The organism is Thioalkalivibrio sp. (assembly GCF_007692535.1).
Classification (GTDB): domain Bacteria; phylum Pseudomonadota; class Gammaproteobacteria; order Ectothiorhodospirales; family Ectothiorhodospiraceae; genus Thioalkalivibrio.
The window spans coordinates 18441-31718 of the sequence record NZ_REBW01000067.1 but is presented as its reverse complement, the minus strand read 5'-3'; the positions used below and the strand labels follow the sequence as shown (position 1 = coordinate 31718).

General features: G+C 64.4%; 9 protein-coding genes and 1 other RNA gene. 4 read left to right on the top strand and 6 right to left on the bottom strand.

Annotation, left to right across the window (positions count from 1 at the left end):
- Positions 1-265: 265 nt before the first annotated feature.
- The 4 genes from EA346_RS02290 to EA346_RS02275 form a co-directional block, all read right to left on the bottom strand.
- Positions 266-664 carry a response regulator gene (locus EA346_RS02290; protein WP_296755131.1) on the bottom strand — a complete coding sequence of 133 codons (399 nt, stop codon included), beginning with the start codon at positions 662-664 and terminating at the stop codon, positions 266-268.
- A gap of 288 nt (positions 665-952) precedes the next feature.
- Positions 953-1222: a hypothetical protein gene (locus EA346_RS02285; protein ID WP_296755129.1), complete on the bottom strand. Its 270-nt coding sequence runs from the start codon at positions 1220-1222 to the stop codon at positions 953-955.
- Positions 1219-1539, bottom strand: a complete 321-nt coding sequence (locus EA346_RS02280) for a type II toxin-antitoxin system RelE/ParE family toxin (protein ID WP_296755126.1) — start codon at positions 1537-1539, stop codon at positions 1219-1221. Before EA346_RS02280 ends, EA346_RS02285 begins: the two co-directional genes overlap by 4 nt.
- A gap of 57 nt (positions 1540-1596) precedes the next feature.
- Positions 1597-3510, bottom strand: coding sequence for a DEAD/DEAH box helicase (locus EA346_RS02275; RefSeq protein WP_296755125.1), 1914 nt, complete (start codon positions 3508-3510; stop codon positions 1597-1599).
- A 304-nt stretch (positions 3511-3814) separates the two neighbouring features.
- Here EA346_RS02275 and EA346_RS02270 point away from each other — a divergent pair, with 304 nt between their 5' ends.
- Together EA346_RS02270 and EA346_RS02265 are read left to right on the top strand one after the other, a co-directional pair.
- Complete coding sequence (locus EA346_RS02270) at positions 3815-4144, top strand: type II toxin-antitoxin system PrlF family antitoxin (RefSeq protein ID WP_296755122.1); 330 nt, start codon at positions 3815-3817, stop codon at positions 4142-4144.
- Entirely contained in the window at positions 4141-4656 is a 516-nt protein-coding gene (locus tag EA346_RS02265) for a type II toxin-antitoxin system YhaV family toxin (RefSeq protein ID WP_296755120.1), read from the top strand. Before EA346_RS02270 ends, EA346_RS02265 begins: the two co-directional genes overlap by 4 nt.
- 193 nt (positions 4657-4849) lie before the next feature.
- Here the strand turns inward: EA346_RS02265 and ssrA are convergent.
- Positions 4850-5209, bottom strand: a transfer-messenger RNA (tmRNA) gene (gene ssrA / locus EA346_RS02260).
- 103 nt (positions 5210-5312) lie between these two features.
- Here ssrA and purL point away from each other — a divergent pair.
- Together purL and EA346_RS02250 are read left to right on the top strand one after the other, a co-directional pair.
- The gene (gene purL / locus EA346_RS02255) at positions 5313-9197 is read left to right on the top strand and encodes a phosphoribosylformylglycinamidine synthase (protein ID WP_296755117.1); all 3885 of its coding nucleotides are present in this window, start codon (positions 5313-5315) and stop codon (positions 9195-9197) included.
- Positions 9198-9309: 112 nt separating this feature from the next.
- The gene (locus EA346_RS02250; protein WP_296755115.1) at positions 9310-9792 is read left to right on the top strand and encodes a low molecular weight protein-tyrosine-phosphatase; all 483 of its coding nucleotides are present in this window, start codon (positions 9310-9312) and stop codon (positions 9790-9792) included.
- 159 nt (positions 9793-9951) lie between these two features.
- Here EA346_RS02250 and EA346_RS02245 read toward each other — a convergent pair whose 3' ends face one another.
- Positions 9952-13110, bottom strand: a complete 3159-nt coding sequence (locus EA346_RS02245) for an Rne/Rng family ribonuclease (RefSeq protein WP_296755112.1) — start codon at positions 13108-13110, stop codon at positions 9952-9954.
- Positions 13111-13278 lie beyond the last annotated feature (168 nt).

Below are 13278 nucleotides of genomic sequence, written 5' to 3'. Positions count from 1 at the left end.
GGTGATGGACGCAGATCACCCGCTGATCGTGCGAGGGGCTGCGGCCGGGAATGAAAGCCACCTCATGGCAGGAAAACACGGGCGAACAAACATGCAAGTAGCAATCGTCCACTGCCAGGTGCTGCCTGAGTCCGTCGACGCCTTTACCGTGGCCTGCCGGGCGAACCACTTCAAACCGAGTTCCCCAAAGCGGCGGCAAGCCGCCGCACTCCATAGGCGCTGGTGCTTTCATCATTCGGGGTTGCGCGCTTCGAGGCCATGACAGTTAGCGGGGTCGCGTTTCCCAGATGGCGCGCAGCTGTGTTCCGAGACTCATCGGGTCGCAGGGCTTGGCGATCACATCCAGTGCCCCGAGCGAGCGGAATTGGCTGACTTCCGAGGGCTGAACCTTGGCGGTCATGAACACCACCGGGGTGTTGGCCAGCGGGGGCTGGGTGCGCAGGGCGGCGAGCGTGGACGGACCGTCCATTCCCGGCATCATCACGTCCAGCAGCACCAGGTCGGGGGCGAACGCGGCCGCGTCGCGAACGGCGGGCTCTCCCGATGAACAGACGTGGACGGTGAACCCTGCCACGTTTTCCAGGGCGAGCCTCGCAATCGCCTGGACATCCGGGTCGTCCTCGACATAGAGGATGGGGCGCGGGTGGGCGCGGGGTCGGACCAAGGCAACCTATTGATAAATCAATAATCACGACTCAAGAAAAACCCCGATTTCAGTCTTAGCGGGCCATTTTTGATGCCGAAAATGCGGCTTTAGGCACTTTGCGCGTATCGCCCCCTTCGGTACCTCGCTCGGGCTCGACCGTGGCGGCTCTCACCATTGGGCTGACCCGGACATTCAGGCTGACTGTTTCCAATCGGATAACAGGAAACGCGACCCTGAGCCTTATCACGGCCTTTTTGGTACCAAAAATGGGCCTCTAAGGCCTTATTCGGTCACGAAATGGCGGTGTTATCTTTCCAAGTCAATGACTTGGCTTGGTCCGACCCAGGTGCCGCCCCAGTTCTCCAGGGTACGTGTGGATACCCGCAGACGGCGGGCGAACACGGCGCGCGAGACGTGCAGGCGCTCACGGGTATCGCGGATGAGCTCCGCATCCACTTCGAGTGGAGGCAGTTCCGCGACCTCATGCGAACGCAGGGTTACCTTTCCCTCGCGTTGCTGCCGCATGGAATCGACGCCTTCCATCAGTTCATCGAACAGCCTGCGCTTCGGTTTCATGGTTTTCGTCTCCTGGCCTCCAGTTCGACCTGGATGGCCTTCTTCAATACCTTCTTCTCTTCGCTCGTCAGGTCGGCAGCCTCATCCTTGTCATACAGGGTGAAGAACCAGAGCTGGTGATCGGCCACCAGGTAGTAGTAAATCACTCGGAGTCCGCCTCGCTTGCCTTTGCCGCGACGCGCGTCCTCCCATCGGATTTTTCGAAAACCGCCGGTGCCGGGCATCAGGTCACCCACTTGCGGGTTGTCCATCAACGCGCGCTGAAGCCCCCGATAGCTCTCGTCCGTCAGATAGTCACCGAGGAGCCGGTTGAACAACGGGGTCTCAGGGAAGAACAATTTCGTCTAATTGCCATACGCAAGTAAAGTATGAGATCAGACCGAAGGGTCCGCGATCCGGTAACCCATCGCCCGGTACCCGCGCTGGCGCTTGTCCCACATTCGGAGCAATGCCGGGTGGCCCGTGTCGACGAAATCGATGATGCGAACATCGCTCTTGGCGGTATGTTCCCGATGCAGGCGGCCGGCGTATTGCTGCAGTGTTCCCTTCCAGGAAACGGGCATCGCCAGAACCAGGGTGTCGAGAGGAGGGTGGTCGAAACCCTCGCCGACGAGCTTGCCAGTCGCCAGCAGGATACGGGGAGCTTCGGGCGGCAAGTTGTCCAGCTGAGCAATGAGGGCGCCCCGCTGGTTCTTCGACATTCGGCCGTGCAACACAAACGGGGTCGGCTCATGCCCATCCAATGCTGCGAGGATAGCGTCGAGGTGCTGGGTCCGTTCGGTCAAAACCAGAACCTTGCGGCCGTGTGCGATAGCACCCTCGATTTCTGCTGCGATAGCGCCGGTGCGCTCCTGATCATGGGCCAAGTGACGGAACACATCCTGAATCCCGGCTTCGGATGGCAGGTCGATCCGCGCGAAGCGTGACCGTGGCACGACCTCCAAATCCTGAGGGGCACCGGCGGGTTTGGCCGCCGTGTGGCGGATCGGCCCGCATTGCATGAAGATGATCGGCTGCTGGCCATCGCGGCGGATCGGCGTCGCCGTCAGGCCGAGCACATATTTCGCGGTGGTTCGCTTCAGAATGGCGTCGAAGGACACCGCGCCGACGTGGTGGCACTCGTCGACGATGACCTGTCCGTAGTTTTCGACCAGCGAGTTGACCTCGCCTTGGCGGGACAAGGACTGCATCACGGCGATGTCGATTTTGCCGGTTGGCTTGGCCTTGCCGCCGCCGATGGTGCCGACCATACCCTTGCCGGCGCCAAGAAACGCTTGCAGTCGCTCCTGCCACTGCTTCAACAGGTCCGTGCGGTGAACCAGCACCAAGGTGTTGATGCCACGGCGCGCAATGATCGCGGCAGCTGTGACCGTCTTGCCGAATGCTGTCGGCGCGCAGAGCACGCCGGCATCGTGTTGGAGCATCGCCGAGACGGCCGCCTCCTGGTCGATACGTAGGGTGCCGACGAAGGGCACGTCCAAGGGCTCACCGGCGAAACGCTCGTCTTTGAGATCGCAGGCGATTCCGTTGTCGCGGAGCAATGACAGGGTCGCATCCAGACAACCACGGGGCAATGCGATATGTTTCGGGTAGTTCTCGGCGCACCCGATGATGCGCGGCTTGTCCCACACCGACATCCGCATAGACTGGGCCTTGTAGAACTCGGGGTTTTGGAAGGCGGCCAGCCGGATCAGACGATTGGCGAGTGGCTGCGGCAGTTGGGCCTTCTCGAAATAGATGAGATTGGCCAGCGTCGCGCTCAGCGACTTCGGCATTGGCCCGGCCAGTTTCTTGGCCGAAGTGGCATCGCGCTTCCATGGCGTCGCCAAGTCCTCGTCGTCGATGAAGGTCACGTCCAAGGGGTGGACTCCGCCTGCTGCCCGCAGGATGGTGGGCTCGAGATCAACTGCTGCCATCGGCTGGATGGATGCCAGGAACGCCCATTGATCCGGGTACGGGCGCAGCTCGGCATCGACGAACACGCTAAAACCCAGTTCCCTCGGTGCCTTCTGCAGCGGCAAGGCAATCAGGTTTCCGAAACGACCCTTGGGCATCGTGTCTTGGTTCGGAAACAGCCGGTCGTACGACGTCAGGCGAAGTTGTCGAATGCGGCTGCAGGCGTGACTGATAATGGCGGTGCCCAGGCGTCTGGCCTCGCGTGCCGGCACCGCGGTTGTGAAAAAGATCCACGCGTGCGCACCGTTGCCTGAACGCGAGATCTCCGAGGAGGAGGGGCGATCAGTTTCCCAGTCGCTTGCGCCGGTCTGGTGTGGTTGCGGAAACAACAATCACACGCCCCTGCGTTGGGCCAAGAGAAGGCCGCCTCGTGGGCGGCCAGATGGTTCGTAAACCATGGATTGATATCTTAAAAATGGTGGTGGGTCCGCAACCGGCGACAAACCGCTGTTGAAAGGACGGCATCGAAGGTCTGTGGGTTGCTGAGAACCGGAGCGAGCTCGAACGAAAACGGCTGCCAGGCGCCCAAAAGCACTTATTTTCGCCGAGGGCCTCGAGAGACAATGCAACTGCATTGACGAGGCAATGCGACCGCATTACTATTCATGCGTCCAACCAGATCTGCAGGAGGCTGCCATGGCCGCGACCCTCGAAGTGGAATCCACACTCACCGATCGCTACCAGACCACGGTGCCAGAAACCGTGCGTCGTGCCCTCAAGCTTGGCAAGCGCGATAAGATCCACTACTCCATCCGCCCCAGTGGCGAGGTGGTGCTGACGCGTGCCGAAGTTTCCGAGGGAGACGACCCGGTGCTCGGCCAGTTCCTCGGATTCCTTGCCCAGGACATCACGCGTCACCCTGAGCGCCTGCAGTCCGTGGATGCTGGCCTCGCCCATCGGCTCCAGTCCCTAGTCGGCGGCGTCGAAGTCGATCTCGATGGGGCCCTTTCGGCAGACGATGAATGACCGCAGGTAAACGCGGGCCCTTGGTCATTCACGGTTGGACTGTCTTCGCCCATCCACTGTTCCTGGCGCAAATTGAAGCGTTGGCGCGGCAGGTCGAGACCCTGAAGCAGAAGGACACGGTCGGGTACATGAAGAAGAACGCCAGCAAGCGGCTGACCGCGATCACCAAGCTGGCATTTGATGTCATCCCGCAAGATCCGGCGCGACCAGAGTACCGCCAGGGTGGGACGCTTGGTGACGATCACAAGCATTGGTTCCGGGCGAAGTTTTTCCAGCAGTACCGTCTGTTTTTCCGCTATCACGCCCCGAGCAAGGTGATCGTCTACGCCTGGGTGAATGACGAAGAGGCTAAACGTGCTTACGAGAGCAGCGACGATGCCTACCGAGTGTTTCGCAAAATGCTCGAAAGCGGGCATCCGCCTGATGATTGGGGCCAACTCCTGGCTGAGGCGCAGAAAGAGTCACTGCGGACGCAGGAGTCGTTGGCAAGGGCGGCAGCAACGCAACGATAGAGGCACGGGGCGGTTCATCGTTTTCGGCTTCCGCGCGAGGGGGGGAGAAAGAGGGCTGGGAGAGGGTGAAATGGGGCCTCGGGGGTGCGTGACGGTGGACTCTCCGAGTCCGCGCGGGGCTGCAGGAACCCGGGCCTGTACCTGAGAACCCGAAAGAAAAGGCGCCCGGAGGCGCCTGTTTTCACTGCGATATTGGTGGAGACGGCGGGAATCGAACCCGCGTCCGCAAGACCTCCGCCTTCGGCTCTACATGCTTATCCGCGTCTTTGTTTTAACCGGTGGCTACCCGACGGGCAGGGAAAACCACAAGCGATCCCGGTTGAGTTTTAGTGGATTGGCCCCGGGAAGCTTCTCCACGATCCTGCGAGATCGACGCCCGGTGCTGGACGCGCAGGCACGGCTCCAGTCGGACGGCACTCTACTGGTTTTTAAGCAGCGAGTGCGTAGTTGTCGTCGTTGGCAACTATTGGTTTGCAGATGTTTTTACGAGGTCATCTACAGCCTCGGCATGCACCTCGGGTTTTGTGACCCACGTCGAAACCATGTCGTCCCCTTGGTACTGGTATGACAGTCTACCGGAATTCCAGTTCCCTGCCATCAGCAATGCGTCCGGCTTGGGTACAATGGCCCCTCATTTTGGGCTGCGGGGACATTGGATGCGAGTTTTCGAGGGGGGCAGGGCCTTGTCGCCCTTCCGAATCCGGCAGCGCGAAGCGCGTCTGCAGGAGCGATTCCCGGAAGTGGGGCGACTGGCGGCGCGTTTCATCTACTTCGTGGATACGCGTCGGGAGTTGTCGGCCGAAGAGGATGCGCGCCTCGCGGACCTGCTGCTGGGCGAAGGCGATCCGTGGACGACTCCCGAGTTCGAACCCGCGCGGTCCCTGTTCGTGATTCCCCGGATGGGGACCATCAGCCCCTGGTCCTCCAAGGCGACCGAGATTGCCTTTCATGCCGGCCTGCAGTCGGCGTTGCGCCGCATCGAGCGTGGAATCCATTGGTTCGTCGAAGGAGCTTCCATCGGGGCGTTGCCGCTGGATGTGCTGGCTGCCCCCCTGCACGATCGCATGACCGAAACCGTATTGGCCGACGCCTCCGGGGCGGCCGCTCTGTTTCACGAGGAGACGCCGCGGCCCCTGGGCCTGGTGGAACTGGAGCCGGATGCAGCCGCCGCTCTGGAGACAGCGAATCGCGAACTCGGGCTGGCCCTGTCCGGCGACGAGATCGTTTACCTGGCCGAGGCCTACCGGTCGATGGCGCGCGCGCCCACCGACGCCGAACTGATGATGTTCGCCCAGGCCAATTCGGAGCACTGCCGGCACAAGATCTTCAACGCCAGCTGGGTCCTGGATGGCGAGGTACAGGATCGGACTCTGTTCGGGATGATCCGTCATACCTACAACCAGAACCCCGCGGGCGTCCTGTCCGCGTATTGCGACAACGCCTCGGTCATCGAAGGGCACACAGGTACGCGGTTGATTCCCGATGCCGACTCCGGCGCGTACCGCCGGGTCGAGGTCGACCTGCCGATCCTGATGAAGGTGGAGACGCACAACCATCCCACCGCGATTTCCCCATTCCCAGGGGCCGCGACGGGTTCCGGTGGCGAGATCCGCGACGAGGGAGCGACCGGGCGCGGTTCCAAGCCGAAGGCCGGCCTGACCGGTTTCAGCGTCTCCAATCTCCGGATTCCCGATTTTGTGCAGCCCTGGGAGGTCGATTTCGGACGTCCGGCCCGGATCGAAAGCGCGCTGGGCATCATGATCGACGGCCCCATCGGAGGCGCTGCCTTCAACAATGAGTTCGGGCGGCCGGCGCTGGCTGGATACTTCCGCACCCTGGAGCTGGAGGCGGGGAGCGGTGATGCGCGCATGCTGTTCGGCTATCACAAGCCGATCATGATCGCGGGCGGTCTGGGTTCGATACGCCGGGAACACATCCACAAGGATTCCCTGCCGGCCGGCACGCCCATCATCGTGCTCGGCGGGCCGGCGATGTTGATCGGGCTGGGGGGCGGCGCGGCCTCTTCCGTGGCCAGCGGTGCCAGCGCGGAGCAGCTCGACTTCGCCTCGGTGCAGCGCGGAAACCCGGAGATGGAGCGCCGTTGCCAGGAGGTGATTGACCGCTGTACCGCTCTGGGCACCGCAAACCCGATCCTCTCGATCCACGATGTCGGTGCCGGTGGCCTTTCCAATGCCATTCCCGAGATCCTGAACGATGCCGGGCGTGGCGGAGTGATCGAGTTGCGCAACGTGCCGTCGGCAGAGCCGGGGCTTTCGCCGCTGGAGCTCTGGTGCAACGAGGCGCAGGAGCGCTACGTCCTGGCGATTGCGGCGGACCGGCTCCCGACGTTTCTAGCGATCGCGGAAAGGGAGCGGGCGCCCTTCGCGGTGGTCGGCGAGGCCACCGATGCGGCACACCTGCGCGTGGACGACGCGCTGTTCGGTGCGCCAGCGGTGGACCTGCCGATGTCGGTGCTGCTGGGCAAGACGCCGCGGATGACACGGGTCGACGCCCGGCTGCCAGGGCGCGAGACCGCCTTGTCGGCGGGTGCGGACCTCGCTGCGGCCCTTTCTCGCGTGCTGCGCCTGCCGTCGGTGGCTGCCAAGCACTTCCTGGTCACTATCGGGGACCGCTCGGTCGGCGGACTCACCGCCCGCGACCAGATGGTGGGTCCATGGCAGGTGCCCGTGGCAGACTGCGCCGTCACACTGACCGATTTCGATGCCTTCACCGGCGAGGCGATGGCCATGGGCGAACGGACCCCGCTGGCCATTCTGTCGGCACCGGCCTCGGGGCGCATGGCCGTAGGCGAGGTGATCACCAATCTCGCCGGGGCCGACATCGCGGACACGGGCCAGATCCGGCTTTCCGCGAACTGGATGGCGGCGGCAGGAGTGCCGGGCCAGGACGCGGCCCTGTTCGACACCGTGCGGGCGATTGGCGAGGACGTGTGTCCGCGCCTGGGGATCAGTATCCCGGTGGGCAAGGACTCACTGTCGATGCGCACGGTCTGGGAACAGGACGGTGCGCCACGGCAGATGATCTCCCCGGTGTCCCTGATCGTCTCGGGGTTCGCCCCGGTCACCGACGTCCGCCAGACCCTGACCCCGCTGCCCGATACCGAAGCAGCCGGCCCGCTGTGGCTGATCGACCTCGGCGAGGGGCAGTCGCGGCTGGGTGGTTCCGCATTCGCGCAGGTTCACGGAGAGATCGGCCAGTCACCGCCCGACCTGGTGAACGCCGAGCGTTTGCGCGGGTTCTTCGGAGTCATTCAGCACCTGAAGGCCCGGGGACGAATCACCGCTTATCACGACCGCTCCGACGGCGGCCTGATCGTGACTCTGTTGGAGATGGCCTTCGCCGGACGCTGTGGCCTGGATATCACCGTACCCGCGGCGGACGCGGCGCATCCCTGGTTGTTCAACGAGGAACTCGGCGCTGTGGTGCAACTGGCGCCGGGAGCCGAAACGGAGGTCCGCGAAGCTTTCGCGGCATTGGGTCTGCAGGCGCACGTCCGCCTGGTGGCGACACTGGATCCCTCCGGGGCCGTGCGCGTCCGGCAGGGCGAGACGTTGCTGCTGGACACGGACCGCAGGAGCCTCCAGCGCCAGTGGCAGGAAACCAGCTTCCACATGCAACGGCTGCGTGACGAGCCCGATTGTGCCCACGAAGAACTGGAGCGGGTGACGGACGACGGCGGGCTGCGAGTCGACCTGACTTTCGCCCCGGAAGAGGATGTCGCGGCGCCCTTCGTGGCGACCGGTGAGCGTCCTCGTGTTGCGATCCTGCGCGAGCAGGGCGTGAATGGCCAGATCGAGATGGCCGCGGCCTTCGAACGAAGCGGCTTCGAACCCGTCGATGTGCACATGACCGACCTCCTCACCGGTCGTCACGACCTGGCCCGGTTTCGAGGCCTGGCTGCCTGCGGCGGTTTCTCCTACGGCGATGTGCTGGGCGCCGGCGGAGGATGGGCGAAGACCATCCTCTTCAATCCCGCACTGCGCGATGGGTTCCAGGCCTTTTTCGAACGTCCGGAGACCTTCGCGCTGGGAGTCTGCAACGGCTGCCAGATGTTGTCGCACCTGGCACCGCTGATTCCTGGCGCCGGGCACTGGCCGCGCTTCGTGCGCAACCGCTCGGAGCAATTCGAGGCCCGCCTGTCGCTGGTGCGGATCGAGGACAGCCCGTCGATCCTCCTGGCCGGCATGGCCGGGTCGATCCTTCCGGTGGTGGTCTCGCATGGGGAGGGGCGGGCGCGCTTTGGGGAGCCACCGGATCTGCAGCGACTGGAGACCGCGCGGCAGGTGACGCTACGCTATGTGGAGGCGGATGGAGCCCCGGCAACCGTGTATCCGGCCAACCCCAACGGGTCTCCCGAGGGGGTCACGGGTTTCACCAGTAGTGATGGCAGGGTCACGATCATGATGCCGCATCCCGAACGCGTCTTCCGGACCGTACAGCACTCCTGGCATCCGGAGTCCTGGGGCGAGGACGGCCCCTGGCTGCGACTGTTTCGAAATGCCCGTGCATGGGTAGGATAGGCCGCGTGATGCGCACAGGGATCGGTGCCGGCACAACGGCTTCGGGTCCTCCGGCGCCATCGGCGTGGGACGCGTTTGGTCATCTGGATCACTGAGCAGAAGACAGGATTTCATGCCAAAAATACGAGTTTTGATGGTTTGCATGGGTAACATCTGCCGCTCGCCGATGGCCCATGGGGTTTTCGCGGAACGGATACGCGAAGCGGGTCTCGAGCACGCCGTAGAGGTCGATTCCGCTGGGACCCACAGTTACCACGTGGGCGAGCCCCCCGATCGGCGGGCCCAGGCTACGGCGCGCGCGCGCGGTTACGAGTTGAGCGGTCAACGTGCGCGACGGCTGGTAGAGGATGACTTCAGGGATTTCGATTACGTCCTAGTCATGGATGACGAGAATCTCCGCAACGCGCGGGCTCTGCAACCCACCGACGGCACGGCGCGCCTGCACCGATTTCTGGAGTTCGCTGGATCCCGCCCAGAACGCGAGGTACCCGATCCCTACTATGGTGGATCGCAAGGATTCGCAACGGTGATGGACCTGGTCGAGGAGGCGGCAACGGGGTTTCTGTCGCATCTTCGCCAACGCCACGGACTCTGAGCCGATCCGGCAGGGTCTGAGCCGATCCGGCAGGGTCTGAGCCGATCCGGCAGGGGAGGGCACCGGGTAACAGCCCCGACGGCCCCCTTCACGGCAACCGAACCGGGGGGGTAGCGAGTGATCGCCAGCCCCCGGCAGGGTCACGGGGCATAGCCCGCCTCAGCCGTCTTTGGGCTCCGGCACGGCCTCCGGGGCCGGAACGGGCGAAGCCTCTTCCGTGGAACTCGTGGAACTCTGCTGTTCCGTCGCCTTCTTGCCTGCCCCCCGGGGACGGCGGGCCCTTGGCTTTCGCGCAGCCTTTGCCGGTTTGTCGTCTGCCGCCCCGGAATCGGAGCGCTCGCTCTCATCGGTGGCAGTGCTTCCCGAGGTTGACTCGGCCGTGGTCGGCGCCGTCACCGTTGCAGCCTCTTCCGCCTTCGCGTCGTCCGCAGCACCCTTGGCCGCGCCGCGGGGCTTGCGTGGGCGCCGAGCCCGTTTCGGCTTGGGCTTGCCCGTCTCCGTACCCTCAGCCTCCTTAGTACCTTCCGGGCCAGGGGTCTCCGACTTCGACCCGTCCACCGTTTCGGCGACGGGTTGAGTCGTGTCTGTGTCCTTCCGATCGACCGCGACCTGGGCAGTGGAGTCCTTTTCTGCTGTCGTTTCGCGGGTTCCGGATACCGGTGCCGGGGGTGCTTCCGGTTCCGGGACTACTACGACGTCCTGCGCCGCGGTCGCAGCCGGACGGTGTTCCACCTCGGGCTTGGCGGCCCGGTCCGAAGCTACTTGGTCGTCAGCGGCGGTGTCAGTGGGAGCTTCGCTCTCGGCACTGGCGGAAGCCCGTCGGGGAATAGCCTCGCCCTCGGGCAGAGTCGGTTCCGGCGTGGCATCCTCACGATCTTCGGAGCTCCCCGACGCCGGGGTGGAACTGGCGGCTGGAATCGAGGCCGCCATCCGCGCCAGTGCCGCACGCGCCTCCCGCTGGCGAATTTCTGCCGCATCATCCGGCTGCGCCGGCGTTTTCGGGACGTCAATCCCAGTGGAAAGCTCAGGGGCCGCCGACGATTCGGCAGCCGATGGAGACGGCGCGCGGGCTGCTTCAGGCCTTGGTTCCTGGACCGGTTTCACGGGCCTTGCTGGAGCCGTATCCGCCTCGCTTGCTTCTGCTGCCACATCCGGGCGATCCGCGGCGCTTCCGCCATCCTCGGAGACGTCGGATTCCTGGCCATTCCCTCCTGCTCGGCTGCGGTTCCGCCGCCGTCCACCGCGACGCGAGCGTCGGCTGCGGGTACGTCCAGCGTCGCCTCGCGTCTCTTCGTCGGACTCAGGGCCCTTGGTCGGCGGCTTGCTTTCTGCAGCGACCGCATCGTCGACCGCCGGCACTTTGTCTTGAGAACGCTTGTCCGCACGCGGTGCCTGGGCCTTAGCCGGTGCACTGGAGCCCCCGCCACGCGCCTCTTCGACCTGCTTGGCCTCGGGTGCTTCCTTGCGGTCTCCCTCACCCCGCCGTCCGCGGCGCCGACCGCCCGAACCCGATTCCCCGGCAGGGCTTCGCTGGCCGCCGCGTCCGCGCGGTGCGGGTGGCTTGTCGCCGGTGGTCTCGATTGAGGATGATGGCGCCTCTTCTGCGCTGCGCCCGCCAGGGAAGAGGGACGACCAGATGCGTTCGAAAAACCCGGGCTGGGCGACTGCCTGCGGCGCAGCCACGGCTCTTTGAGCCACTGGGGCCGGAGCGGGCGGCGGCGCGGCCACGGCCACAGCCTTGACCAGCGGCCGGTCTGGACGGCCGCGGCGTTCGATCTCCGGGAGTACTTCTTCGGTATCGGTCTCGGGGATGAACTGGTAGGAACTCTTGCCTGCCAATTCGTCCTCGCGCCCATCGTCCTTGATCCGGCGGACCTGGTAGTGCGGCGTCAGCAGTTGCGTACTGGGGACGATGCTCACGTCTACGTCGTGGCGATCCTCGATGTCATTCAGAGACTCGCGCTTCTCGTTCAGCAGGAACGTCCCGACGTCCACCGGAACCTGGGCCAGCACCAGACTGGTCCGCTCCTTCATCGCCTCCTCCTCGATCAGGCGAAGGATCGAAAGGGCGAGGGATTCGACCCCGCGGATCTGCCCATGCCCCTGGCAGCGTGGGCAGGTGATGTGGCTGGACTCGCCGAGGGAGGAGCGCAGGCGCTGGCGCGACATCTCGAGCAGGCCGAAGCGGCTGATCCGTCCGACCTGGACACGCGCACGGTCCATCTCCAGGGCCTTGCGCAGCCGCGTCTCGACCTCGCGCTGGTGCTTGTTCGAACTCATGTCGATGAAATCGATCACGATCAGACCACCAAGGTCGCGGATCCGGAGTTGCCGGGCCACTTCCTCGGCGGCCTCGAGGTTGGTGTGGAAAGCCGTTTCCTCCACGTCCACACCCTTCGTCGAGCGGGCCGAGTTCACATCGATGGAGATCAGCGCCTCGGTGTGATCGATGACCAGGGCGCCACCGGAGGGCAGCACCACGTCGCGATCGAAGGCACTCTCGATCTGGCTTTCGATCTGAAACCGGTTGAACAGCGGTACAGGGTCCGTGTAGTGCCGGATCTTGCGCAGGCTGCTCGGCATTACCCGTTCCACGAACTCCATGGCCTGTTGGTAAACGGTGCCATCGTCGATGACGACTTCGCCGACGTCGTTGCGCATGTGGTCGCGCAGGGCGCGGATGATGACGTTGCTTTCCTGGTGGATCAGTGCGGGGGCCTGGGCCTCACCCGCGGCCTCGAGGATGGCCGCCCAGAGTGCGGTCATGTAGTCGAGGTCCCATTGCAGCTCTTCGGTGGTCCGGCCGACCCCCGCCGTACGGGCGATCACACCCATGCCGTCAGGGATCTTGAGATCGGCCAGGGCCTCGCGCAGTTCGTTGCGATCCTCACCCTCGATCCGGCGCGACACGCCGCCGGCTCGGGGGTTGTTGGGCATCAGCACCAGGTAGCGGCCGGCGAGGCTGATGTAGGTGGTCAGGGCCGCGCCCTTGTTTCCGCGCTCTTCCTTTTCGACCTGCACCAGCAGTTGCTGACCGTCTTTCAGAAAGTCGCGGATCGGCTTGTCGGTGTCTTCCGGGGCGCCCACCGAAGAGCGGGCGATTTCCTTGAAGGGAAGGAACCCGTGGCGCTCGGCGCCGAAATTGACGAAGACCGCTTCGAGGCTGGGTTCCACCCGGGTGATCCGGGCCTTGTAGATATTGGCTTTCTTGCGTTCCCTTGAGGGAAGTTCGATGTCAAGGTCGTAGAGGCGCTGGCCATCGACCATCGCCACGCGCAGCTCTTCCGGCTGCGTGGCATTGATGAGAATCCTTTTCATTCAGTGAACTCGTTTGGGTGTCGCCGTCTTGTACAGGGGACCACGCACGCAGGGCGCTCCGGGGCCCGGATGCCGGCGAGGAATGCCGAATACCGCCATGCGGAGGCGGGAGGGCACCCAACAGCCAGGCATTGGCCAGAAGCAGCACCACGAGATGCTTGCAGGCGC